The following is a 22,090-nucleotide window of genomic DNA, read 5'->3' as shown; positions in this document are numbered from 1 at the left end:
CTTGAATACTACTCAAACGTCAGCAGTAGAGATGCTTCGGCAAGCTCAGCATGACGTTCTTTTTGACCTAGCGGTTATACTGCTTCTGGTAGTACTCCTGATACTGGCCGCTGGTGACGTTGTTCAGCCACTCCTGGTTTTCCAGGTACCAATCCACTGTCTGGCTCAGGCCCTGCTCGAACGTCACGGAGGGCTTCCAGCCCAGCTCGTTCATGATTTTGCTGGAGTCGATGGCGTAGCGCAGGTCGTGGCCGGCGCGGTCCGTCACGAACTTGATGAGCTTGCGGGAGGTGCCTTTCTCTTTGCCGGTTTTCTCGTCCAGCGTGTCGCAGAGTAAGTGAATCAGCTCCAGATTGGCCCACTCGTTCACGCCGCCGATGTTGTAGGTTTCGCCCACAGTGCCCTTGTGGAACACAGCGTCGATGGCGGTGGCGTGGTCTTTCACGAACAGCCAGTCGCGCACGTTTTCGCCCTTGCCGTACACCGGAATGGCCTCGCCGTGCTGAATGCGGTGGATAGCCAGCGGAATCAGCTTCTCGGGGAAGTGGTTGGGGCCGTAGTTGTTGGAGCAGTTACTCAGCTTCACCGGCATGTGGTAGGTGTGGTGCCAGGCCCGCACAAAGTGGTCCGACGACGCCTTGGAGGCCGAGTAGGGCGAGCGGGGGTCGTAGCTGGTTTCCTCCGTGAACATTTCGGGGCCGAAGTCCAGGGAACCATACACCTCATCGGTGCTTACGTGGTAGAACACCTTGCCCTCGTAGTTGAGGGGCTTCCACAGGTTTTTGGCGGCGTTCAGAAGGTGCACCGTGCCCAGCACGTTGGTCTTCACGAAGGCCAGTGGGTCGGTGATGCTGCGGTCCACGTGACTTTCGGCAGCCAGGTGAATCACGGCGTCGGGCTGCTCGATGGCAAACAGGTTGTCCACAAAGGCCTGATCGGTGATGTCACCTTTCACCAGACGGTAGTTGGGCGCGTTTTCAATGTCGCGCAGGTTTTCCAGGTTGCCGGCGTAGGTCAGCGCATCCAGGTTCAGAATCTGATACTCCGGATACTTGGTCACGAACAGGCGCACCACGTGCGACCCAATGAAGCCGGCCCCGCCGGTGATGATGATTTTCATATTGATTTCGTTTGTATTTAGAACGTCATGCAGAGGCGGTGCCGAAGCGTCTCGCGTGCTGATGTTGAGTTACTAATTCTGAGTCAGCACGCGGGATGCTTCGCTCCGTTCAGCATGACGTTCTTTTTTCTCGTTTACTTACCCAAGGCCTGCTGCCACTTCCAGGAGCTGGCCAGGGCTTCCTCCAGAGAGGCAGATGTCTGGAAGCCTAGGGTTTCCACCGAGCGGGTGACGTCGGCGTAGATGGCCGGCACGTCGCCGGGGCGGGCCGGGCCGACTTTGTAGTTGAGCTTCTGCCCGGTGGCGCGCTCAAAGGCCTGTACCACTTCCAGCACCGAGTTGCCGCGGCCGGTACCCACATTGAATGTTTCCACCGTTTCGCCGGTTTTGTCCAGCAGGCGCTGCACGGCTACCACGTGGGCCTTGGCCAGATCCACCACGTGTACGTAGTCGCGGATATTGGTGCCGTCGGGCGTGTCGTAGGTGTCGCCGTTAACGGTCAGTTGCTCGCGGATGCCGGCGGCCGTCTGGGTCACGTACGGAATCAGGTTCTGGGGCACGCCCAGCGGCAGCTCCCCGATTTTGGCCGAGGCGTGAGCCCCAATCGGGTTGAAGTAACGCAGCAGAATGGTGCGCAGCGTGTTGTCGGGCGCGGCGGCTACATCGCGCAGGATGTCTTCGCACATCTGCTTGGTAGCGCCGTAGGGCGAGCTGGCCTTTTTGGTCGGCGTCTGCTCGGTTACGGGCAGCGCGTCGGGTACGCCGTACACGGTGCACGAGGACGAGAACACTAGGGCCTCCACGCCAAACTCGCGCATCACCTGCAGCAGCGTCAGCAGGGAGCCCACGTTGTTCTGGTAGTATTCTAGCGGCTTCTGCATCGACTCACCCACGGCTTTGTAGGCCGCGAAGTGAATCACGCCGCGCAGGCTGCCTTCCTCGGCAAACACTGCCCGCAACGCCTCGGCGTCGTTGCAGTCGATGCGGTGCAGCGGCACTTTCACGCCCAGAATTTCTTCCACGCCGCGCAGCGCCGACTCCCGCGAGTTGCTGAAGTTGTCGATGATAATCGGCTGAAAACCGGCCTCGTACAGCTCCACCACCGCGTGCGAGCCAATGTAGCCCGCGCCTCCCGTTACCAGTATTTTCGTGCGTTCCATCTATAGTTGAGTAGCTGAGTATTTGAGTAGCTGAGTACAAACCAAGCGTACCAGACGGCCTACTCAGTTACTCAGTTACTCAGTTACTCGATTTAGAGGCTCCAATACTGCATATCCTGCACCTTGCCACGGAACAGGCCTTTCAGATCTACCAGCACCGCATTGTCGCTAGTGATAGACTGGAAGTAGGCTTCGTCGTGCTGGGTGTAGGGCTGGTGGCTGACGGCCACGATGACGGCGTCGTAGTCGGTGCGGACTTCGGCGGCGGGCGTCAGGCGGAAGCCGTACTCGTGGTGCAGCTCGTCGCTGTCGGCGTGCGGGTCCACGATGTCCACGTTCACCGAGAAGTTCTTCAGCTCCTGAATCACGTCGGCCACCTTGGAGTTGCGGATGTCTTCCACGTTTTCCTTGAAGGTCGCGCCCATCACCAGCACGCGGCTTTTGGCCACGTCTTTGCCTTTCTTGATCATCATCTGCACGGTTTTCCGTGCGATGTAGGCGCCCATGTTATCGTTGGTAGTACGGCCGCTCAGAATCACCTTGGCGTCGTAGCCCAGCTCCTTGGCCTTGTAGGTGAGGTAGTACGGGTCCACACCGATGCAGTGGCCGCCCACCAGACCGGGCGAGAACTTGAGGAAGTTCCACTTGGTGCCGGCGGCTTCCAGTACCTCGTAGGTGTTGATGTTCATGCGGTCGAAAATCATCGACAGCTCGTTCATCAGGGCAATATTCACGTCGCGCTGGGTGTTTTCGATGATCTTGGCGGCCTCGGCTACCTTGATGCTGCTGGCGCGGTGCACACCGGCCTTCACCACCAACTCGTAGGTCTTGGCAATAACGTCCAGAGACTCCGCGTCGCAGCCGGCTACTACCTTGATAATGCTGCTGAGCGTGTGCTCTTTGTCGCCGGGGTTGATGCGCTCGGGCGAGTAGCCTACCTTGAAGTCGCCGTTGGCGAAACTCAGGCCCGAGTGCTTTTCCATCACCGGAATGCAGTCGTCCTCGGTGCAGCCGGGGTACACGGTACTTTCGAATACCACGTAATCACCCTTCTTGAGCACCTTGCCCACCGACGACGAAGCGCCTAACAGGGGCTTGAGGTCGGGCTGGGCGTGCTCGTCGATGGGCGTAGGCACGGCCACGATGTAGAACGTGGCTTCGCGCAGCACGTCCAGCGAATCGGTAAACGTGATGTCGCAGCCTTCGAAATCCTTGGCTTCCAGCTCGCCGCTGGGGTCTACGTGGTTGCGCATCATGTCCACGCGCTTGGCGTTGATGTCGAACCCGATAACCTGAATTTTGCGGGCGAATTCGAGGGCGATGGGCAAGCCGACGTAGCCGAGGCCGATAACGGCCAGCTTGGCCTCTTTGCGAAGTAGTTGCTCGTACACGATTGGAATCTTAGGGACGTAAAGTCTTGAATTTCGAAGAGTTGAAAGCGGAGTTCCGGCGAAAAGCCAGTGGCGTCAGGAATCGGGGCTAATACGAGAAACCTGCCCTTCGGTTAGGAGATACTCAGCCCCGCTGCCCGGGCAGGAGGCCCGGCCGGCGGCGTCAAACACCAGCGAATGGCCCTTCTCGCTCATCCAGCCGCGTTGGCGGGCCGGATTGCCGTAGGCCAGCGCGTAGGCCGGCAAGCTGCGCGTGACCACTGAGCCGGCGCCCACAAACGCATATTTTCCCAGCCTGACGCCGCACACTACGGTGGCATTGGCCCCGATGCTGACGCCCTGCTCCAGCACGGTGGGCTGGTACTCGTGGCGGCGCACCACGGCCGCCCGCGGATTAAGCACGTTGGTAAACACAGCCGAAGGGCCAATGAACACATCATCGTGGCACTCGACGCCGGTGTAGAGGCTCACGTTGTTCTGCACCTTCACGTTGCGGCCCAGTATCACGCCGTCGGCCACAAACACGTTCTGGCCCAGACTACAGCCTTCGCCCAGCACCGCGCCCGCGCTTACGTGGCAGAAGTGCCAGATCCGGCTGCCGGCCCCGATACGGCTGCCCTCGTCGAGGACGGCAGTAGGGTGCGCGAAGTAGGCAGGGGCGTCAGTCATAGAGGGCAACTGGTTCAGCGGGCAAAGGTAAGGCTTTATGCCCATGTAGCATAAGCCTTGGCCTGAGCCATGCCCGGGGCTGCCAGGCACAAGCAGCCAGTTCAGCCACCGGCAGCGTGTCGGGCCTGGCGCGGCTTACTCCCAGCTGGCCCGCACCAAGCGCTGCTTGCCGAAGATGTCGGCCCGGGCGGCGGCCTGCGTATAGCCGAGGCCGGTGAGCAGGGCCAGCGTCTGGGCGGCGTAATGCTCGTTGATTTCAAAGTAGAGCGCGCCCCCCGGCCGCAGCAGCGTGGTGCCCAGCCCGGCAATGCGGCGGTAAAACAGCAGCGGATCGTGGTCGGGCACGAACAGGGCGGTGGCGGGCTCGTAGTCGAGCACGTTGGGGCGCATCAGGGGCCGCTCGTTTTCCAGCACGTAAGGCGGGTTGCTCACCAGCACATCCAGGCTGTGGGGCTCGATTGTGGGAATTTGCGTCAGGATATCAAGCTGCTGAAAGTCGATTTCGCAGCCATACCGGCTGGCGTTGCGGCGCGCCACGGCCAAGGCTTCGCCCGATATGTCGACGGCCACGGTGCGGGTGGGCTCCAGCGCCTGGCACAGCGCCAGCGGAATACAGCCGCTGCCCGTGCCCATATCCAGCACCGACAGCGCCGGACGGTGGCGTTGCTCCTCCACAATCAGCTGCACCAGCTCCTCGGTTTCGGGGCGCGGAATGAGCGTGGCGGGCGTCACTTCCAGCTCCAGCCCGGCAAAGTGGGCCACGCCCAGCACATACTGCATGGGCTCGTGGCGGAGCAGCCGCGCCTGCAGCGCCGGGAGTTGCGCGGCCACGTCGGGCGCCACGGGCGCATCGGCTTGCATACGGCGCTGCAGGGGCGTGAGCTGCAGCAGGTGCTCCAGCACCTGCCCCGCAATGCTGGCCGCTTCCGAAGCCGGGTAGATGGTTTCCAGGGCAGAAGAAAAGTCGTGGGTGAGCTGGCGGAGCGTGGGCATGGCCCAAAAGTACGACCCAGCGCCCGCACCGGCCGGCCGCCGCCCATGCCGGACGCCACACCGGGCTTTAGAGTGCTGCCGAACAGGGCCGAAGCCGGCCGGACGGAATTCTATACCCGGCCGGCGCGCCGCCAACCGGCTGCTTCGCGCTACTTTCGCTTTTCCGCAACCCCACCGCCCCGCCCATGCCTGCTTCCCCCGACTTCGACCTACTGATGATGCGCCGCGCCCTAGACCTGGCTGGCCTCGGCACCGGCTACGCCCGGCCCAATCCGCTGGTGGGCTGCGTTATCACCCACGAGGGCCGCATTATCGGGGAAGGCTGGCACCGGCAGTACGGCGGCCCCCACGCCGAGGTGAATGCCGTGGCGGCCGTTTCGGATCCGACGCTGCTGCGCCAAAGCCGTGCCTACGTGACGCTGGAACCCTGTGCCCACCACGGCAAAACCCCGCCCTGCGCCGATTTGCTGATTGCGCACGGCATCCCGGAAGTGGTGGTCTGCAACCTCGACCCCAACCCGCTGGTGGCCGGGCGCGGCCTGGAGAAGCTGCGGGCGGCCGGCATCCAAGTAGAAACCGGGGTGCTGGAAGCCGAGGGCCGCTGGCTGAACCGGCGCTTTTTCACGTTTCAGGAAAAGAAACGCCCCTACGTGGTGCTAAAATGGGCCGAAACCGCCGACGGCTACCTAGCCGGGCCCTACTTTCAGCCGGTAGCCATCAGCGGCGAGCTGGCCCGCGTGGCGGTGCACCGCTGGCGCAGCGAGGAGCACGGCATCCTGATCGGGACGCGCACGGCCCTACACGACAACCCCCACCTGAACGTGCGCGAGTGGCCCGGTCCCGACCCCATCCGGCTGGTCATCGATAAAAATTTGAGCTTGCCGCCCACCCATCACCTGTTCGATGGTCGCCAGCCCACGGTGGTCTTCACTTACCGCGAGCGGGCCACCAAAGACAACCTGGGCTTTGTGCGGCTCTCGGAAGCCGAAGACCTGTTTCCGCAGATTTTCCACAACCTCTACCAGCGCAACGTGCAGTCGGTGCTGGTGGAAGGCGGGCCCACAGTGCTTAACTCGCTGCTGAAAGACGGCCTCTGGGACGAAATCCGGATTCTGCGCAGCCCCCGCCGGCTAGGCGGCGGCGTGGCGGCCCCCAGTCCCGGCCTCTGCGGCCTGCGCCAGCACACCCGCCTCGGCGACGACGAGCTGTTTGTGTATGTAAACGACCGGGAGCAGCCGAACCGTTAGTGCCCACGTTGGGTTTTGCTTTCAACTTATTTCCTGTTTGTCTCGTCTCCTCCTACCTCACCACCCCAACCCACTCACCCATCATGGCCGAAGAACTCACCCTTGACACCACGCTCACCAAAGCCGAGCAATACCGCCAGCTGCTCCCGCAAATCGAAGCCCTGACCACCGGGGAGCCTGACCTCACCGCCAACCTAGCCAACACGGCGGCCGCCCTGCGGCAGGCGTTCGGGTTTTTCTGGGTAGGCTTCTACCTCGTGAAGGGCGAAGAATTGGTACTTGGCCCATTTCAGGGGCCCATTGCTTGCACCCGCATCCGGCACGGCAAAGGCGTGTGCGGCGCCAGCTGGGCCCAGGCCGCTACGCTGCTCGTGCCCGACGTAGAGCAGTTCCCCGGCCACATTGCCTGTAGCTCCGAGAGCAAGTCGGAAATCGTGGTGCCTGTGCTGAAAGATGGCCAGGTGGTAGCGGTGCTTGATGTCGACAGCGACCAACTCAACGACTTCGACCAAGACGACCAGCAGGCCCTGGAGCAGCTGATGCAGCTAGCCGCCACCTGGTTTTAGGCCTGCACTGCTATGCGCAAAGTCGTATTATACATTGCTACCAGCCTCGACGGCTACATTGCGTCGCCGGATGGCTCGGTGGAATGGCTGCCTACGCCCCCACCCGGCGAGGACTACGGGTACGCCGATTTTCTGGCCACCGCCGACGCCACGCTGCTGGGCCGCGCCACCTACGAGCAGGTGCTCATGCTGGGCGAATGGCCCTACCCCACCCTCACCAACTACGTATTCAGCCGCAAGCCGCCCACTGAGTCGCCCGAGCCTTCGGTGCAGTTCGTTAGCACCGATCCGGTGGCCTTCGTAACGCAGCTGCGGCAGCAGACGGGTGGCACCATCTGGCTGATTGGCGGCAGCACGCTAGCGTCGCCGTTGCTGGCCGCGGGCCTCGTAGATGAGCTGATGCTGTTTGTAGTGCCGCGCCTGCTTGGGGCTGGCATTCCGCTGTGGCGGCACCAAGACCACCCGCAGCCGCTGCAGCTGCTGCACACCCAAACCTGGCCCGACGGGATGACGCTGCTGCATTATCGCCTGAACACTGCCGAGTAAGCACAAGACACAAAAAAGCCGTTCCGCTGTCCAGCGGAACGGCTTTTTTGTGGTTTTTCCAACCAAATAGCTGGGTTAGAACAGCGACGGGGCGTTGGTTTTGAGTTGCGCCACAATCGTCTGGCCGCCTTTCACTTTCTCGCCAATCTGCACTTTCACCTCGGTGTCGATGGGCACGAAAATATCTACGCGGGAGCCGAACTTGATGAAGCCGAACTCTTCGCCCTGGCTTACTTCGTCGCCTTCGTTCACGTACCACACGATGCGGCGGGCCATGGCGCCCGCAATCTGGCGGAACAGCACAAACGGACCGGCCTCCGACTCTACTACCACGGTGGTACGCTCGTTTTTGGTGCTGCTTTTGGGGTGCCAGGCTACTAGGTAGTTGCCAGGATGGTACTTGAAGTAGCGCACGATGCCCGAAATCGGGTTGCGGGTGATGTGCACGTTGATCGGCGACATGAAGATGCTGATTTGCTTGCGCATATCGTCGAAGTACTCCGGCTCGTGCACATCCTCAATTACCACCACTTTGCCGTCGGCGGGCGCGATGATGAGGTCTTCGTGGGTGAACAGGCGGCGCGCCGGGCTCCGGAAAAACTGCAGCAGAATCAGAAACGCCACTACCGAGGCACCGGCAAAAATCTGGTTGAACAGCAGGTTACGCGCATTCACGCGAAACAGCAGCAGGTTGATAGCCAGCAGCGCCAGCAGGGTAAAGAACAGTATCCGTCGCCCTTCTTTATGAATCTTCATGTATCGCAGATTTGCGCTGATTACGTTGATTTCGCTGATTCAGACGACTTTCTAAAAATAAAAGTACGCGCCCGACCCTCGGTACCATCCCGGCAGCCCGGTTGGGTTCAGCTGACACAAAGATAGCCCGAGCCACCGGCCCGGGCTATCCGAAAGCAAATATAAGCAGCGGCGGCCAGATAGGCCACTACAGCGCGCCCCGCCGCCATCAGACACTGATTTCACCGAAGCACTCAGCAAAAGCCGCCTGATCTGCGGGAGGCGAAGCGGTTAGAAGCCGCCGCGGAAGCGGTAGGTCTGGGCCACTTTGTCGATAGCTACCACGTAGGCCGCGATGCGCATCGGGATGTTGTATTTCTGGCTGGTGGCGTACACCTTCTCAAACGCGTCGGACATGATCCGGTCGGCGCGCTCGGTCACCATTTCCTCGGTCCATTTGAAACCCTGGCGGTTCTGCACCCACTCGAAGTAGGAAACCGTCACGCCGCCCGAGTTGGCTAGGATGTCGGGCACCACCATGATGCCTTTCTCGTTGATGATGGGGTCGGCGGAGGCCGAAGTCGGGCCGTTGGCGCCTTCCACAATCAGCTTGGCCTTAATGGCGTGGGCGTTGTGCTCGGTAATGACGTCTTCCACGGCAGCCGGTACCAGCACGTCCACGTCGGAAGTCAGCAGGTCGTCGGCGTTGTCCATGAGGGTGGCGCCGGTGAAACCGTCGAGGCGGCCTTTGTGGGCGTTTTTGTAGGCCACGGCATCATCAATGTTGATGCCGTTGTCGTTCCAGTACGCGCCGCTTACGTCCGACACGCACTTGATTTTCACGCCCTGCTCGCTCAGGAGCTTGGCAGCCCAGGAGCCCACGTTGCCGAAGCCCTGCACGGCGGCCGATACCTCGTTGGGGTTGAGGTTCAGCTTTTTGAGGGCGGCCAGCGCCGACACCATCACGCCGCGGCCGGTAGCCTCGGTGCGGCCCAGCGAGCCACCCATTACCAGTGGCTTGCCCGTCACGACAGCCGGCGAGGTAGCGCCCACCGTCTTGCTGAACTCGTCCATCAGCCACGCCATTTCGCGCGGGCCGGTGCCCATGTCGGGGGCCGGAATATCTTTATCAGGACCGAAAACGTCTTTCAGGGCCAGCGTGTAGCCGCGGGTCAGGCGCTCGATTTCGCCGGCGCTCATGCTCGTGGGGTCGCAGATGATGCCGCCCTTGGCACCGCCGTACGGAATGTCTACCACGGCGCACTTCCAGGTCATCCAGGCCGCCAGGGCCTTCACCTCGTCGAGGTGCACGTTTTTGTCGTAGCGGATGCCGCCTTTCGAGGGGCCCAGGATGGTGTTGTGCACCACGCGGTAGCCTTCGAACACGCGCACTTTGCCGTTGTCCATCGTGACGGGAATGTGCACGATAACCTGCTTGTCAGGGGCTTTGAGTACGTCGTAGGTTTCTTCATCGAGGCCGAGAATCTCGGTGGCCACGTTGAAGCGCGACATCATGGATTCGAGCGGATTTTCGGCATCTACTCTAGGGGCCGGTTCTTTGTACACCGTGGTGGCAGCCATGCGGAGTGGGGGTTTGGGGGTGGTGGTGGGGATAACACGGCCGGTTTTGCGGGGGATGCGCCGCCGGCTATGCGGGAATTTGTGGCGTCAAAGGTAAACGGTTTACGTGGAGTTGCGGGCGAGTGGATTTTGGTAGTTGAAGGCCTCGCCGCAGCCCTGCTCGGTTTGTGCTGTTGATAGCAGAACCGTTCAACGGCAACGGCCAGCCCTGGGTGAGGCTGGCCGCGAAATAAATCTACCGAAACCCGGAAATCAGCCCCAGAGCAGCTGCAGCAGCGCCAGCACCGGCAGAATAAACAGGAAGGCATCGAACCGGTCGAGCAGGCCGCCGTGGCCGGGCATGATGCGGCCGGAATCCTTCACGCCCACGCTGCGCTTGAGCATGGATTCGGCTAGGTCGCCGAGGGGGCCGAAGATGGCCACGGCCGTAGCCACCACGAGGCGGTAGGTCAGCGAGAGTTCGGGCAGCAGGTAGCCCAGCGCCCAGCCCATGGCCAGCGTCAGCAGGAAGCCCCCGATGGCGCCCTCCCAGGTTTTGCCGGGCGAGATTTTTGGGGCCAGCTTGTGCTTGCCGAAGGTTTTGCCGGCCGCGTAGGCACCCGTATCGGAAGACCAGACCAGGAACAGCAGCGCCAGCACGCGGCGGTAGTCGTAGCCGGTTTCGGTGAAGGCCACCACGTTGAGCAGGCTCATGGGTAAGCTCACGTAGAGCAAGCCCAGCAACGCCACGCCCACGTTGGAAAACGGCGAGAAATTCTGATTCTCGCGGGGCCAGGCCGCCATTTCGCGCAGGATGAGGATGGTGGGCAGCAGCAGCAACGGCAAACCCAACAACGCTCCTATTCTACTGCCGGGATATATGACGGTGTGCCAGCCTGGCTCCACATAGCTCAGGCCGGTAGCTGTGGTTGCCCCGGTCTGTACCAGGAAGAGCGACGCGAATATTATGATGCTAATCCCCCCACCCAGCAGCGCGGCCGGTTTGTAGCCAGCTTCGCGCATCATGCGGTAGAACTCCCACAGCATCCGCATCTGCACGGCCCCGAAAAACAGGGCGAACGTCCAGGCACTGTACCAGATGCTGCCCAACAGCATGGCGGCCCCAATCAGCCCGAAAACGACCCGCTGCGCGAGGTTGGACATGGGCTTTTTGCCGGGTGCGGCGGGGTCGGTGGAGGCAGTGGTAACGGTATCGGACAAGGGAGGGAGCGTAAGGGCGGGCGGGGCGCGCCGAAGTCAGGAGGGAGAGAGTGAAACGGGAAAGGCGCTACCGGGTGGTATCCACGCCGTCGTGGCTGATGGTACGGGCGGCGGGGGGCGGCGTTGTGGGCCGGGCAATAGCCATGCCGCCACTGCCAAGCGTGTGCATCTGGGTGGGCAAAGGGTCGGGGCGCAGCTCGCGGGTACGCTTGTAGAGCAGCCACAGCACCGCCCCGCTCAGCAGCAACGACACCACCTGCCACCACCACGGCAGCGCCTCCGTCGAGTCGGGGTCGAAGCCGGCGCCGGCCAGCGCGCCGCGCTGCTGGGCGTAGAGCAGGATGATCTGGAAGGCATTCTGGGTGAAGTGGGCCGCCATGGGCACCAGAATGTTGCCGCTCCACTCATATAAGTAGCCCAGCACCAGCCCCAGCACAAAGCGCGGCACGAAGCCGAAGAACTGAAAGTGAATGGCGCTGAATACGGCCGCCGCCAGCCAGATGCCCACGTGGCGCGAGCCAGTCCACTGTACCAAGTTACGCTGCACCACGCCCCGGAACACCAGCTCCTCGCTGATGGCCGGCACCACACCAATTACTACCAGCCCCACCACAAACCGGGTGGCGGTGCTGAACTGCGTGAGGTAGCGCGTCAGGTCTTGGGCGCGGTCTTCCATCTCGCGGGCCTCGGCTTCCCAGCCTTTCAGAAAGCCCGGAAAGTGCGCGCCGGCGTTCCACTCAATCAGCCCCGACATGAAGGGCACGCTCAGAATGATGAGGCCGGCGGCAGCCAGCAGCCACTCCAGCGGCACCGGCCGGCGCGGCGTGAAATAGTCGGCAAGCGAATAGCCGGTGAGGCGCGGCAAAGCCAGCGCGGCCCCGCCAAACCCCACCAACAGCAGCACGCCCTGGCTGAGCATCGACACGCCCCAGCCCTGCGGATGGCCCGAGGGCTCCTTCGTGACGTCGCCAATCTCGCGCAGCCCCACCCCAAACAGCAGGTAGTTGAACACCATCACCAGAAAGCTGCCAATACAGAACGCCAGCAGCATCAGCCCCACCAGCAACAGCAGATTGGCCGCTGGGTGCAAGCGGCTGGACACGAAACCTTTCATGGGCAATTGGTGCTTAGTGCGTAGTGTCATTCTAAAACGTCATTCCGAACGGAGTGAGGAATCTCGCTAGTGTACTAACTGATTCTGCTACACCAGCGAGATTCCTCACTCCGTTCGGAATGACGTTCTGCTGCCAAGACGCTGAAAGACGTAAATTTGCGTAAAATCCGCTAACTCCCCTACCCGTGGTCTACATCCGCGACATTGCTTTGCCTGATTTTCCGTTGCTGCTCGCGCCCATGGAGGACGTGTCGGACCCGCCTTTCCGGGCGGTCTGCAAGGCCAACGGAGCCGATTTGATGTACACCGAGTTCATCTCCTCGGAAGGCCTCATCCGCGACGCTGCCAAAAGCCGCAAGAAGCTCGACGTGTTCGACTACGAGCGGCCCATCGGCATTCAGCTCTTCGGCTCCGACGTGGAGACGATGGGCGAGTGCGCCCGCATCAGCACGCTGGCCGGCCCCGACCTCATCGACATCAACTACGGCTGCCCCGTGAAGCAGGTGGCCTGCCGCGGTGCCGGCGCCGCCCTTCTCCGCGACGTGCCGAAGATGGTGGAAATGACCAGCGCCGTGGTGCGCAACACCCACCTGCCCGTGACCGTGAAAACCCGCCTCGGTTGGGACGAAAACACCAAAAACGTAGAGGACGTGGCCGAGCGTCTGCAGGACATTGGCATTGCGGCCCTCACGGTGCACGGCCGCACCCGCGTGCAGATGTACAAAGGCGACGCCGACTGGCGCCTGATTGCGGCCATCAAGAACAACCCGCGCATCCACATCCCCATCTTCGGCAACGGCGACATCGACTCGCCGCAGAAGGCGGTGGAGTACAAAAACCGCTACGGCGTGGATGGCGTGATGATTGGGCGCGCCAGCATCGGCTACCCCTGGATTTTCCGGGAGGTGAAGCACTTTGTGGCCACCGGCGAGCTGCTGGCCCCGCCCACCGTGGAGGAACGCGTGAACATGTGCCGCATGCACTTCGAGAAAAGCATCGAGTGGAAAGGCCAGCGCGTGGGCATCTTCGAGATGCGCCGCCACTACGCCCAGTACTTCCGCGGCCTCGAAGGCGCCAAGCAGTGGCGCATGCGCCTCGTCGAAACCGACTCCATCGAGGAAGTACACGCCATCCTCAACGAAATCATTGCCGCCGAGCCGGTTTTGGTGGGGTAGTTCTTTATCATTAGAACGTCATGCTGAGCTTGCCGAAGCATCTCTACCGCAGTGCTAATCAAGAAAGTTAGCCAGCGGTAGAGATGCTTCGGCAAGCTCAGCATGACGTTCTTTCTTTATTCCGGTTCTGCCGGATCAAGTTTCCCGCCCATGCCCACCCCTCCTGCTCCGGCCGTTGCCACCGCTCCTACCCTGCCGCCCGTAGCGCCGCCACCGCCGCAGCGAATTACGGCTTCGGCCTGGGGGCTGCTTTTGGTGCTGGCCACCATCTGGGGCACCTCGTTTATCTTGATGAAGAAGGGACTGGTGGTGTTTTCGGCCATGGAACTGGGGGCGGCGCGGGTGAGCATTGCGGCGCTGCTGCTGCTGCCGTTTGCGCTCCGCAACGTGCGCCGCGTCGATGCCGAGCGCTACAAGTGGCTGCTGCTGAGCGGGGTGGTGGGCACGTTTTTCCCGGCCTTTCTTTTCGCCTACGCCGAAACCAAGCTGGCCTCGGGCCTGGCCGGGGTGCTCAATGGCCTGACGGCCGTGTTTACGCTGGTGGTGGGCGCGGTGCTGTTTGGGCAGAAGCTCACCAGTTTGCGGGTGCTGGGCATTGCACTGGGCCTCGTGGGCACAGTGGTGCTGATGCTGCTGGGCGGCAGCGGCGGCGCGGCCACGCCCTCCGGCGACTCCAACGCCTGGTACGGGCTCTACATCGTGGCCGCCACCATCGGCTACGGCATCAGCGTGAACGTGATAAAGCAGCACCTGCACGGCCCGTCGCCGGTGGCCGTCACCAGCCTCACGCTGCTCAGCATCGGGCCGCTGGGGCTGCTGTACCTATTCGGCGTCTCCGATTTCACGCACAAGCTAGCCACCGTGCCGGGCGCCTGGACGGCCCTCGGCTACATTGCGCTGCTGGCCACCATGAGCACGGCCGTGGCCATGGTGCTCTTCAACAAGCTGATTCAGCAAAGCACCACGCTATTCGCGGCCTCCAACACCTACCTCATTCCCATCGTGGCCCTCACCTGGGGCGTGCTCGACGGCGAAGCCTTCAACCTCTGGCACCTGCTGGGCATGGTCATCATCCTAGCCGGCGTCTTCATCATCCACCGGGCAAAGTGAAGTGGCTTTGGGTGATGAAGGTGATGAGGTGATGAGGTGATGAGGTGATGAAGAACGTCATTCCGAGCCTGCGAGGAATCTCGCGTGCTGACGTTGTGATGCTATTTTTACTACACTAGCGAGATTCCTCGCAGGATCGGGATGACGCTCTCCCCCTTCTATTCCAGCACCTCAAAACCCTACCCGCACGCCAAACTGCACCCACTTGTGCGAGCGGGCACCATCGAACTCCGGGGAAATGTGGACAGCGGAGGCTTCTAAGCGCACGCCGGCGTAGCCGAGCCCGAGGGTGGCGGTGCGGCGCGCCACCGTGCGGCGGATGGCGCTGGCGGGCAGCGTGTAGGGGTTGTCGGAGCGGAGCAGGCCGCCCTGCAGCGTGGCGTCGTAGCCGATGAGGCGACCTTCCAGTTGGCCTTCGGCGTAGAGCTGCACCCGGCGCTGGCCGGCGCGGGTGGCCGGGCCGCTCACGCCCAGGTTATCGAAATACGGGTTGAGCAGTCCCACCCGCAGGCGGGCGCCGGCCCCGGCGTAGGTGTAAAGCGTGCCCAGGGAAGCATCCGCCGCCCCAATCAGCTCGGCCCCGCGCCCGACGGCCAGCAGCTGCTTTTCGGCGTGCGCCTCGTAGCCCAGCACCAGATCGTTGTGGATCTGGTAGTCCCAGCCGCGGGGCGTGGGGGCACCCAGCCACTCGTGCAGCTTGGTCTGGAAGCCCTTGGCGCCGGCCGCCGGCCCCATAAAACCCAGATTGAGCGCCGTCGTCAGGCGAAACCTGCGTGCTGGCTGGTTGGCGATGCGCAGGAAATCGGCGTACCAATACGAAGCATACGGCCGGTCGCCGACCCGGATGAACGGGTCCTGGATGCGCAGCGGCGTGAAGCCGTCGTAGTGCAGCCGGATGCCGTGGTAGCGGGTGCTGCCCGCCGGCACGGGGCCCAGCAGGCGGTTTATGGGCGAGCGGCTAAGCCCCGGCAGCACTAGCATGAGCGTCTGGCCCTGGGTGAAGTAGTAGTCGGAGCGGAAAAAGGCGTCGTTGGCGAAAGTGTAGTACACCAGCCGGTCGGGGCTGGTGTGGGCGCTGTCCGGGCGCTGGGCCTGGGCGAGGCGGGCGGTAAGGCACAGCAGCAGAAGAAATACGCGCATCAGCAGGAATACTTTCCGCTACCTACGCAGCCGCCCGCACTTCGGCCTTGCCCCCTGTGGCACGGACTTCAGTCCGTAGCCCGAACACGTTGCACAAAGTAGCCGGTGCCGGTGGGCTACGGACTGAAGTCCGTGTCACAGATGGGGCTACTCTGGCAGATAGGGCCAGCTGTGAAACCGTTCGGGCAGGCGCAGGCGCTGCGGGTGAGCCAGCAGATACGCTTGCACGCGGCTCAGCTCGGCGACATCCAGTATGGGCAGTTCGTGGAAGCCTGTTTGCCAGAAGTCGGCTTCGGGCGGGAGCTGGCCGCGCAGCAGGCGGCGGGCCTGGGCGGCGGTGCGCTGGTACAAAAGCTCCACGGCTTTGTAGAGCGAGAGGCCCGCGCCGGCCGGCAGCTGCAGCACGGCGTGCAGGTGGTTGGGCAGCAGCACAAAGCACGGCACCCGCAGCCCCTGCTCCTCCAGCATCAGCAGCTCGCCGGCCACGGCCTCCGCCACCTTCTCCCGGCCAGATAGTCGGGCCCCACGGTGCGGGTATCCAGCAGCGCATCAAACCCCGCAAAAAACACCTTCTCGGCCCGGCGGTGGGCCGCCTGGGCTTCGGTTTCGGTGGCGGCACCACGCGCCGTTTCCTGGGCGGCAACGCGCTGGGCGTGCAGCTCACGGCCGGCCCGCGCCGGCACGGAGCCCGCCAGACGCAGCGTGAGCAGGATGGTTTCGGGAGGTGGAAGCATACGGTTTTAGCCCGCAGAGGGCGCAGCGGTTAGCGCAGAGGATGCAGAGCCGCTCTGCTTAGCTGATAGGCTTCAATATCCCATTGATTTCTACCAAGTCGCCACGCTCCAGTAGGCCGGCCAGCACCGGCTCCAGCTGCTGGCGCATCTCCTCGCTGAGGCGGGCGAAGCCGAGTAGCCGCACGGCTGGCAGAAACACTGCCTCCCGAGGCAGCGCGAAGCTTTGCTCGACCACCGTGCGCAAAGCCAGGGCCAGCTCTTCGGGGGCCACATAAAGAAGTTTACGCGAGATGGCCGGCAGCTGGCTTCGGTCGCGCAGAGTAGGTTGCTGCATAGCCGGGGCCCAAAGGAAGTCGCCTTCCCGGCGCAGGTAGTGGAGGTTCTGAGCCAGCAGGGCCGCATCCCGGCCCACTTTGCGCAGGCGGGCGCCTACCTGGCTGGCTCCGCTGGCGTTGGCTAGACGCCGCGTGGCTTCCTCGATATGGATGGGGCTTTCCACGCCTACCACCACGTTCAGCCAGTTCACCACCTGGCCCAGGCTATATTGGTGCAGCTCCTGCTGCCGGATGGTATCGGGCAGCAAGGCTACTTGGTAGGGCACAACGGCCGGGTTGACGTCGGGCGCCACGGGCTCTTCCCGTTCCAGCTCGGCGGGCTCGGGCAATGGCTCTGCGTCCGGCTCGTCGGGCTCATCAAGGGCAGCCAGGCGGCGGGCTTCTTCAATAGCCTGCACGGCCCGCTCGGTTTCGCGGCCGGGGTCCCGGAACCAGTCGGTGCTCCAGATGCGGTGCAGGCGCCAGCCCACGGCCTCCAGCACCTGCTGGCGCAGCCGGTCCCGGTCGCGGGCCGAGCGCGCCGAGTGGTACATGGCTCCGTCACACTCAATACCCAGCACGTAGCGGCCCGGCTGGTCGGGGTCGACTACGGCCAGATCGATGTAGAAGCCCTGGCTACCGATCTGAGGGCGCAACTGGTAGCCGCGGGCCGAGAGGGCGCGGTACACCGATTCCTCAAACGGCGACTCCATTTCGCGGCCGGTTTCCTCGTTCTGGTTGAGGCGGCCGTGCTGGGCGAAGTTGAGAAAGGTTTTGAGCGCCGCTACGCCCCGGGCGCGGGTCCGGCTCAAATCAAGGTCGTCGGCCGTGAGGTTGGCAAAGACTTCGCAGCGCTGCTTAGCCCTGGTGATGAGCACGTTGAGGCGCCGCTCGCCACCCTCGCCGTTCAGCGGCCCGAAGCTCATGCTCAAGTAACCGTCTTTAGTGCGCCCGTAGCCGATGCTGATCAGAATCACGTCACGCTCGTCGCCCTGCACGTTCTCCAGATTCTTGATGAAGAACGGCTCGTGGCGGTGTGCGGCAAAGAAAACCTCAGTTTCGGGGTGCTGGCGGCGCAGCACTTCCAGCGCATCCTGGATGGCCTGCCGCTGCACCGTGCTGAACGCCACCACGCCCAGCGTGAGTTTGGGCGTAGTGCGGGCGTGGTGAAGGACAGCGGCGGCCACAGCCTGCGCCTCCAGCGGGTTGGTGCGGGTGGTACCCCGTTCGTAATGCGTTTCAGGCAGATGATGGTAGAGCAGCCCGAGCTGGCCCTTGCCGCCGGGGCTGGGGAAAATCACCAGTTTATCCTCGTAAAACAGGTGGTTGGAAGCCGCAATCAGTGATTGGTGCAGACTGCGGTAGTGCCAGCGTAGCATCCGCTCGGGCATCTGGCGGGCCTTGCACAACTCCAGAATACTTTGGATGTCGGCCGTCACGTTTTCCTCATCGGCAGCTTCGCCAGTGCCGGTCAGCGAGTCGAAGAACGAGGTGGGCGGCAGCTGCTTGGAGTCGCCGACTACCACCAGCCGCTTGCCCCGCGCAATAGCGCCCAGCGCATCCACGGGCTTCACCTGCGAGGCTTCATCGAATACCACCAGATCAAACTCCACGGCACCGGGCGGCAGGAAGCTGGCCACCGACAGCGGCGACATCATGAATACCGGCTTGATGGCCTGCACCACGCGCCCGGCCCGCTGCATCAGCTGGCGGATGGGCAGGTGGCGGGTCTTTTTGGCAAACTCGTTTTTAAGGATGCTCATCTGGCCGCCGGCAGTGGGCAGTAGCGGGTTGGGCAGGTTGTCGAAGTGCCGCGTCATGGCGCGGGTGCGGTTGTGGTACAGACTGGCGCGGTCGGCCGCGCGGAACTGCGCGGCCACGTCCTCGTGCCCGGCCCGCTCGAACTGCGGCAGCGCCGGAAACTGCGTGTAAGCCAGCCGCTGCAGGTATTCCAGCCAGGTTTGCCGCACCGCCGCCACCAAGTAGCGCGGGGCTTCGGACCAGGTTTCGGCCAGCGGCAGCAGTTCGGGCCGGCCCTCGGTGCGTACCACGCCGGCCACGTTGTTCCACTCCAGCGCCATCTGCAAAGCCGGCACGTCGGCAGCCCAGGCAGCTAGCAATTCGGACTGGGCCAGCAGTGGCTGCGCTACCAGCGGGCCAGCCTGGCCGAAGCGGCGTGCCTCGTCCAGCGCCAATGCCGCCACCACCGCCATAACAGTCCGCTGCTGATCAGACAGGGCAGTTTCCACAGCCTGCGCGGCAGCGGCCAGTTCGGCAGGCAATGGCGTGGCAGCTACCCAGGCACGCAACAACTCCTTTTGGGAGTTGAAGGGTTGCTGTGTCCAATCAGGAGCCAATCCGAACAAGAAAGCACCGGGCACGGCCTGCCAGATAGCCTGTTCCGTCTGCTTCACCTGCTGCAAAGCAGCGGAACAGGCCGCTACCTGTGCGGCAATAGCATCGGCGCGGGGCGTCGCGCTTGCCCAGGCAGCCAAGGCAGCGGCCTGCACGGCAAATGAAGCTTCGGGCAGTTGATTCGTGAGGCTTTGCGGCCGATCGGCTGATGGCTGGCACGCGGCTACGGCTTGTTGCAGCGCCTGCTGGTGCCGGGGCAAAGTGGTTTTGAGAGCTGCCAGCGGCTCACTCAGTGAGGCGGCCTCCGGGTTGGCAGCCAGATAAGGCAGGATAGCAGCAGGCAGCTGCTGCCGGGTCAGCAGTTGGTGCGTGTGGGTGAGGTAGGCGGCGGCGCGCATGAGAGCAGGCCAGTCGGAGGCCTCGGCCAACCAGCCCGTGCTAAACAGCCTGCCTGCCAGCGGGCTGACTTCCTGCAGGGTCCGCTTGTGTTGGGCAGCCTCGTGGATATCATCGATAACGGTCATGACTTCGGCGGCCGAAGCAGGCAAGGGCTGCCGCCATAACTGCTGCAGGCGGCGGCGGGCCCGACGGTAGTCGCCGCTCAAAAAGCGCCACCACTTGCTGCCGGTGGTCAGCAGCACGGCCCGCTCGGCGGCCAGATCCTGGTCCCAGGCTTCGGGCAGCAATGTGGCCGCATGGCGCTGGCGCAACTCGTTGAGGGTAGTGGCGGCCTGCTGGGCGGCAGGCAGCGGGCTGTGAGGCTGCTGCCAGAAGGCGTCGGTAACGGCCACACCGGGCAAAGGCGGAGCCAACGCGGCATGCTCGGCCAGAGGCAGCAGCGCGGCGGCCGTAGCGTGGTCGGGCGGAGTGGGTACACCCAGCAGCCGGGCCATTTCCGCGGATGCCGTCTGCACCGCGCCAAGGGCCGCTTCGGCCTCGCCCGAATGCGCTACCAGCGCTTCACCGTGCCGCTGCCGGGCCAGGTTTACCAAGATTTCGGTGGTGGCCCGGCCGGTGGGTTTCGGTGCCTGCAGCAGGCAGGCCAGCCCGGAGGCGGCAGTCTGTAAAGCCTCTACAGCGGCCACAGCTGCCAACTTGTGGGCGGCTTTCGCTTCCCGCTCCGCCTGCTCTGCCACGGGCCGCAACGCCGCCACAGCAGCGGCATCGGGCGGCGCGGGCAAGCCCAGCAGCGCAGCCAGCACGGTGCTGGTATGCGCCAATTCCTCTACGGCCCGGCGGGCAGCGGTCAGGCGCGCCACCAGCTCTTCCTGGTCGGCGGGCAGCAGCATGGTGAGGCCAGAGCCCCAGTACAGCAGCTGCGGGGGCGGTCCGATTTTCTGCAAGGTGGCTTGGAGCCGACCGGCCAGCACATCGGCGCGGGTGGCGTCGGCGTCAGTCCAGGTGGCGAGGTCAGCGAAGGGCGGGCGCGGCAGCAGCTGCGTGCCCACTTCCTCGCGCAGGGCCAGCAACGCCCCGGCTACCTGCTGAGCGGTGCGGCGGCTGCGGCCCAGGGGCGCATTCACGGCCAGTGCGTAGCGGTTCAGTTGCTCGCGCAACGGCGGCAACTGCGCAATCTGCTCATCCAGCACGGTGGACGCGGCCGGACGGCCCAGGGCCAGGGTAGCGCGCAATTCGTCGTGGAGGCTTTTCTTATTGGCTTTGTTGCTGTGCAGTTCCAGGCAGGCGGCGCCCAGCCCCAGCGCGTCGAGGCGGCGCTTCACAACTTCCAGCGCTGCCATCTTCTCGGCCACGAACAGCACTTTCTTGCCCGCTCCGATAGCCTCGGCCAGCAGGTTGGCAATGGTCTGCGACTTGCCGGTGCCGGGCGGACCCTGAATGACCAGGTTGCGGCCTTCATGCACGGCCAGCAAAGCCAGCAGCTGTGAGCTGTCGGCGTCCAGCACTTGGTGCAGCTCGGCAGTGGGGCGAGCGTCGTCAAGAAAATCGGTTTCACTGAAGGTGGGCGGCTGGTCCTGAAAGCCGGTTTCGGGGCCGAGCAGCGCCTGCAGGGCGGCGTGTTGGAGCAGCGGGCTTTCGGCGGGCCAGGCAGCCGGGTCCAGGTCGCGGTAGAGCATCAGCTTGCTGAATGAGAAGAAACCCAGCGTGATGCTGTCGGGGGCCACCGCCCAGCGCGGCAGGCCCGCCACGGCGGCCTGCACGGCGGCCACGTAATCGGGCCAGGGCTGCTCGTCGAGGTCGGGCAGCGGCAGGTGCACGCCGAAATCGGCTTTCAGGCGGGCCTGCAGGCTGAGGTTACCTTCGGGCTCGGCGCCGGAATACAGCAGCCGAAACCGCTCGGCCACAGTGCCGCGCTCCAGCACCACGGGCAGCAGCAGCAGCGGCGCCTGCCGCGGCTCGGGGCTGGTGGGGGTTTCGTACCAGGTGAGGCAGCCCAGCGCCAAGTACAGGATGTTGGCGCCGGTTTCTTCGAGGCTGGTGCGGGCCGTGTAGTAAGTGTTCAGCAGGCGGCTTTCCAGCTGGTCGGCGGTTTCGGCGGTTTGCAGGCGGCTGTCGAGTGGGTCTACCACCGGCGGCAGCGGGGGCGCGGCCGGAACCGGCTCCGGGAGCGGCAACCCCAGGGCTTCGGCCCGGCGGGCGGCGCGGGCGGGGTCGCCTTTCCAGCCGAGGCGGGGCGCGGCCTGGGCTTCGGGCAGGGGCGCAAACTGCAGCACCCGCAGCCGTCGCACCAGCAGCTCGTACACCGCCGCCGCGTCTTCACCCACCACTGCCACCCCGCGCACCTTCGAGGGCCGGAAGTTGAGCAGCGGGTTGCGCAGCCCCAAATCCAGCAGCTCCTGGCGGGCAGCTTCCAGGCGGGCGGCAAGGAGGGAATCAGCAGGCATAAAGCACCATAAAAATCAATGAAGGCAAGCCGGCAGCTTCGGCTTCCTGACACAACAAACCCGCCTACTGCAACAGCGGGCGGGTTTGTAAAAAGGG

At 63.8% G+C, this 22,090-nt stretch carries 18 protein-coding genes; 5 read left to right on the top strand and 13 right to left on the bottom strand.

Annotated elements, in window-relative coordinates:
- Nucleotides 1-67: 67 nt before the first annotated feature.
- The 5 genes from rfbB to prmC form a co-directional block, all read right to left on the bottom strand.
- Entirely contained in the window at nt 68-1,120 is a 1,053-nt protein-coding gene (gene rfbB, locus O9Z63_RS17975) for a dTDP-glucose 4,6-dehydratase (protein ID WP_270126753.1), read from the bottom strand.
- 134 nt (nt 1,121-1,254) lie between these two features.
- Nucleotides 1,255-2,280: a UDP-glucose 4-epimerase GalE gene (gene galE, locus O9Z63_RS17970; RefSeq protein WP_270126752.1), complete on the bottom strand. Its 1,026-nt coding sequence runs from the start codon at nt 2,278-2,280 to the stop codon at nt 1,255-1,257.
- A gap of 92 nt (nt 2,281-2,372) precedes the next feature.
- Nucleotides 2,373-3,671: a nucleotide sugar dehydrogenase gene (locus tag O9Z63_RS17965; protein WP_270126751.1), complete on the bottom strand. Its 1,299-nt coding sequence runs from the start codon at nt 3,669-3,671 to the stop codon at nt 2,373-2,375.
- A 75-nt stretch (nt 3,672-3,746) separates the two neighbouring features.
- Complete coding sequence (locus tag O9Z63_RS17960; protein WP_270126750.1) at nt 3,747-4,340, bottom strand: acyltransferase; 594 nt, start codon at nt 4,338-4,340, stop codon at nt 3,747-3,749.
- A gap of 135 nt (nt 4,341-4,475) precedes the next feature.
- Nucleotides 4,476-5,333, bottom strand: coding sequence for a peptide chain release factor N(5)-glutamine methyltransferase (gene prmC, locus O9Z63_RS17955; protein ID WP_270126749.1), 858 nt, complete (start codon nt 5,331-5,333; stop codon nt 4,476-4,478).
- 185 nt (nt 5,334-5,518) lie between these two features.
- Between prmC and ribD the strand changes: the two genes are divergently transcribed.
- From ribD to O9Z63_RS17940, 3 genes are all read left to right on the top strand, one after another.
- Entirely contained in the window at nt 5,519-6,580 is a 1,062-nt protein-coding gene (gene ribD / locus O9Z63_RS17950) for a bifunctional diaminohydroxyphosphoribosylaminopyrimidine deaminase/5-amino-6-(5-phosphoribosylamino)uracil reductase RibD (protein ID WP_270126748.1), read from the top strand.
- A gap of 83 nt (nt 6,581-6,663) precedes the next feature.
- The gene (locus O9Z63_RS17945) at nt 6,664-7,146 is read left to right on the top strand and encodes a GAF domain-containing protein (RefSeq protein WP_270126746.1); all 483 of its coding nucleotides are present in this window, start codon (nt 6,664-6,666) and stop codon (nt 7,144-7,146) included.
- A 12-nt stretch (nt 7,147-7,158) separates the two neighbouring features.
- Nucleotides 7,159-7,692 carry a dihydrofolate reductase family protein gene (locus tag O9Z63_RS17940; protein WP_270126745.1) on the top strand — a complete coding sequence of 178 codons (534 nt, stop codon included), beginning with the start codon at nt 7,159-7,161 and terminating at the stop codon, nt 7,690-7,692.
- 75 nt (nt 7,693-7,767) lie between these two features.
- Here O9Z63_RS17940 and O9Z63_RS17935 read toward each other — a convergent pair whose 3' ends face one another.
- The 4 genes from O9Z63_RS17935 to O9Z63_RS17920 form a co-directional block, all read right to left on the bottom strand.
- The gene (locus O9Z63_RS17935; protein WP_270126744.1) at nt 7,768-8,448 is read right to left on the bottom strand and encodes a phosphatidylserine decarboxylase family protein; all 681 of its coding nucleotides are present in this window, start codon (nt 8,446-8,448) and stop codon (nt 7,768-7,770) included.
- A 270-nt stretch (nt 8,449-8,718) separates the two neighbouring features.
- Nucleotides 8,719-10,008, bottom strand: coding sequence for a Glu/Leu/Phe/Val family dehydrogenase (locus tag O9Z63_RS17930; RefSeq protein ID WP_270126743.1), 1,290 nt, complete (start codon nt 10,006-10,008; stop codon nt 8,719-8,721).
- Nucleotides 10,009-10,260: 252 nt separating this feature from the next.
- Nucleotides 10,261-11,208, bottom strand: a complete 948-nt coding sequence (locus tag O9Z63_RS17925) for a phosphatidate cytidylyltransferase (protein WP_270126742.1) — start codon at nt 11,206-11,208, stop codon at nt 10,261-10,263.
- 67 nt (nt 11,209-11,275) lie between these two features.
- Nucleotides 11,276-12,322: a CPBP family intramembrane glutamic endopeptidase gene (locus tag O9Z63_RS17920; RefSeq protein WP_270126741.1), complete on the bottom strand. Its 1,047-nt coding sequence runs from the start codon at nt 12,320-12,322 to the stop codon at nt 11,276-11,278.
- A gap of 185 nt (nt 12,323-12,507) precedes the next feature.
- Between O9Z63_RS17920 and dusB the strand changes: the two genes are divergently transcribed.
- Together dusB and O9Z63_RS17910 are read left to right on the top strand one after the other, a co-directional pair.
- Nucleotides 12,508-13,497: a tRNA dihydrouridine synthase DusB gene (gene dusB, locus O9Z63_RS17915; protein WP_270126740.1), complete on the top strand. Its 990-nt coding sequence runs from the start codon at nt 12,508-12,510 to the stop codon at nt 13,495-13,497.
- Between the two features lie 150 nt (nt 13,498-13,647).
- Nucleotides 13,648-14,607, top strand: a complete 960-nt coding sequence (locus O9Z63_RS17910) for a DMT family transporter (RefSeq protein ID WP_270126737.1) — start codon at nt 13,648-13,650, stop codon at nt 14,605-14,607.
- 171 nt (nt 14,608-14,778) lie between these two features.
- Here the strand turns inward: O9Z63_RS17910 and O9Z63_RS17905 are convergent, their stop codons facing one another.
- The 4 genes from O9Z63_RS17905 to O9Z63_RS17890 all read right to left on the bottom strand — a co-directional run bounded on the left by O9Z63_RS17905 (nt 14,779) and on the right by O9Z63_RS17890 (nt 21,993).
- Nucleotides 14,779-15,747: a lipid A deacylase LpxR family protein gene (locus O9Z63_RS17905; protein ID WP_270126730.1), complete on the bottom strand. Its 969-nt coding sequence runs from the start codon at nt 15,745-15,747 to the stop codon at nt 14,779-14,781.
- A 147-nt stretch (nt 15,748-15,894) separates the two neighbouring features.
- Nucleotides 15,895-16,245 (bottom strand): hypothetical protein, encoded by a 351-nt coding sequence (locus tag O9Z63_RS17900; protein WP_270126728.1) that lies wholly within the window; start codon nt 16,243-16,245, stop codon nt 15,895-15,897.
- A complete protein-coding gene (locus tag O9Z63_RS17895) occupies nt 16,215-16,481 on the bottom strand; it encodes a hypothetical protein (RefSeq protein WP_270126727.1) in 267 nt (88 codons plus the stop codon). Before O9Z63_RS17895 ends, O9Z63_RS17900 begins: the two co-directional genes overlap by 31 nt.
- A 58-nt stretch (nt 16,482-16,539) precedes the next feature.
- A complete protein-coding gene (locus O9Z63_RS17890) occupies nt 16,540-21,993 on the bottom strand; it encodes a DUF3320 domain-containing protein (protein ID WP_270126726.1) in 5,454 nt (1,817 codons plus the stop codon).
- Nucleotides 21,994-22,090 lie beyond the last annotated feature (97 nt).

The sequence above is a fragment of the Hymenobacter yonginensis genome, from assembly GCF_027625995.1.
GTDB lineage: Bacteria > Bacteroidota > Bacteroidia > Cytophagales > Hymenobacteraceae > Hymenobacter > Hymenobacter yonginensis.
Note: the sequence above shows the minus strand (reverse complement) of the source record. Positions and strands in the feature narration are given on the sequence as shown.

Excerpts from the sequence above, each read along its gene's own strand:
- rfbB (WP_270126753.1), bottom strand. The coding sequence starts at position 1,120 with ATGAAAATCATCATCACCGGCGGGGCCGGCTTCATTGGGTCGCACGTG.
- galE (WP_270126752.1), bottom strand. The coding sequence starts at position 2,280 with ATGGAACGCACGAAAATACTGGTAACGGGAGGCGCGGGCTACATTGGC.
- O9Z63_RS17960 (WP_270126750.1), bottom strand. The coding sequence starts at position 4,340 with ATGACTGACGCCCCTGCCTACTTCGCGCACCCTACTGCCGTCCTCGAC.
- prmC (WP_270126749.1), bottom strand. The coding sequence starts at position 5,333 with ATGCCCACGCTCCGCCAGCTCACCCACGACTTTTCTTCTGCCCTGGAA.
- ribD (WP_270126748.1), top strand. The coding sequence starts at position 5,519 with ATGCCTGCTTCCCCCGACTTCGACCTACTGATGATGCGCCGCGCCCTA.
- O9Z63_RS17945 (WP_270126746.1), top strand. The coding sequence starts at position 6,664 with ATGGCCGAAGAACTCACCCTTGACACCACGCTCACCAAAGCCGAGCAA.
- O9Z63_RS17940 (WP_270126745.1), top strand. The coding sequence starts at position 7,159 with ATGCGCAAAGTCGTATTATACATTGCTACCAGCCTCGACGGCTACATT.
- O9Z63_RS17935 (WP_270126744.1), bottom strand. The coding sequence starts at position 8,448 with ATGAAGATTCATAAAGAAGGGCGACGGATACTGTTCTTTACCCTGCTG.
- O9Z63_RS17930 (WP_270126743.1), bottom strand. The coding sequence starts at position 10,008 with ATGGCTGCCACCACGGTGTACAAAGAACCGGCCCCTAGAGTAGATGCC.
- O9Z63_RS17920 (WP_270126741.1), bottom strand. The coding sequence starts at position 12,322 with ATGAAAGGTTTCGTGTCCAGCCGCTTGCACCCAGCGGCCAATCTGCTG.
- O9Z63_RS17910 (WP_270126737.1), top strand. The coding sequence starts at position 13,648 with ATGCCCACCCCTCCTGCTCCGGCCGTTGCCACCGCTCCTACCCTGCCG.
- O9Z63_RS17905 (WP_270126730.1), bottom strand. The coding sequence starts at position 15,747 with ATGCGCGTATTTCTTCTGCTGCTGTGCCTTACCGCCCGCCTCGCCCAG.
- O9Z63_RS17895 (WP_270126727.1), bottom strand. The coding sequence starts at position 16,481 with ATGCTTCCACCTCCCGAAACCATCCTGCTCACGCTGCGTCTGGCGGGC.
- O9Z63_RS17890 (WP_270126726.1), bottom strand. The coding sequence starts at position 21,993 with ATGCCTGCTGATTCCCTCCTTGCCGCCCGCCTGGAAGCTGCCCGCCAG.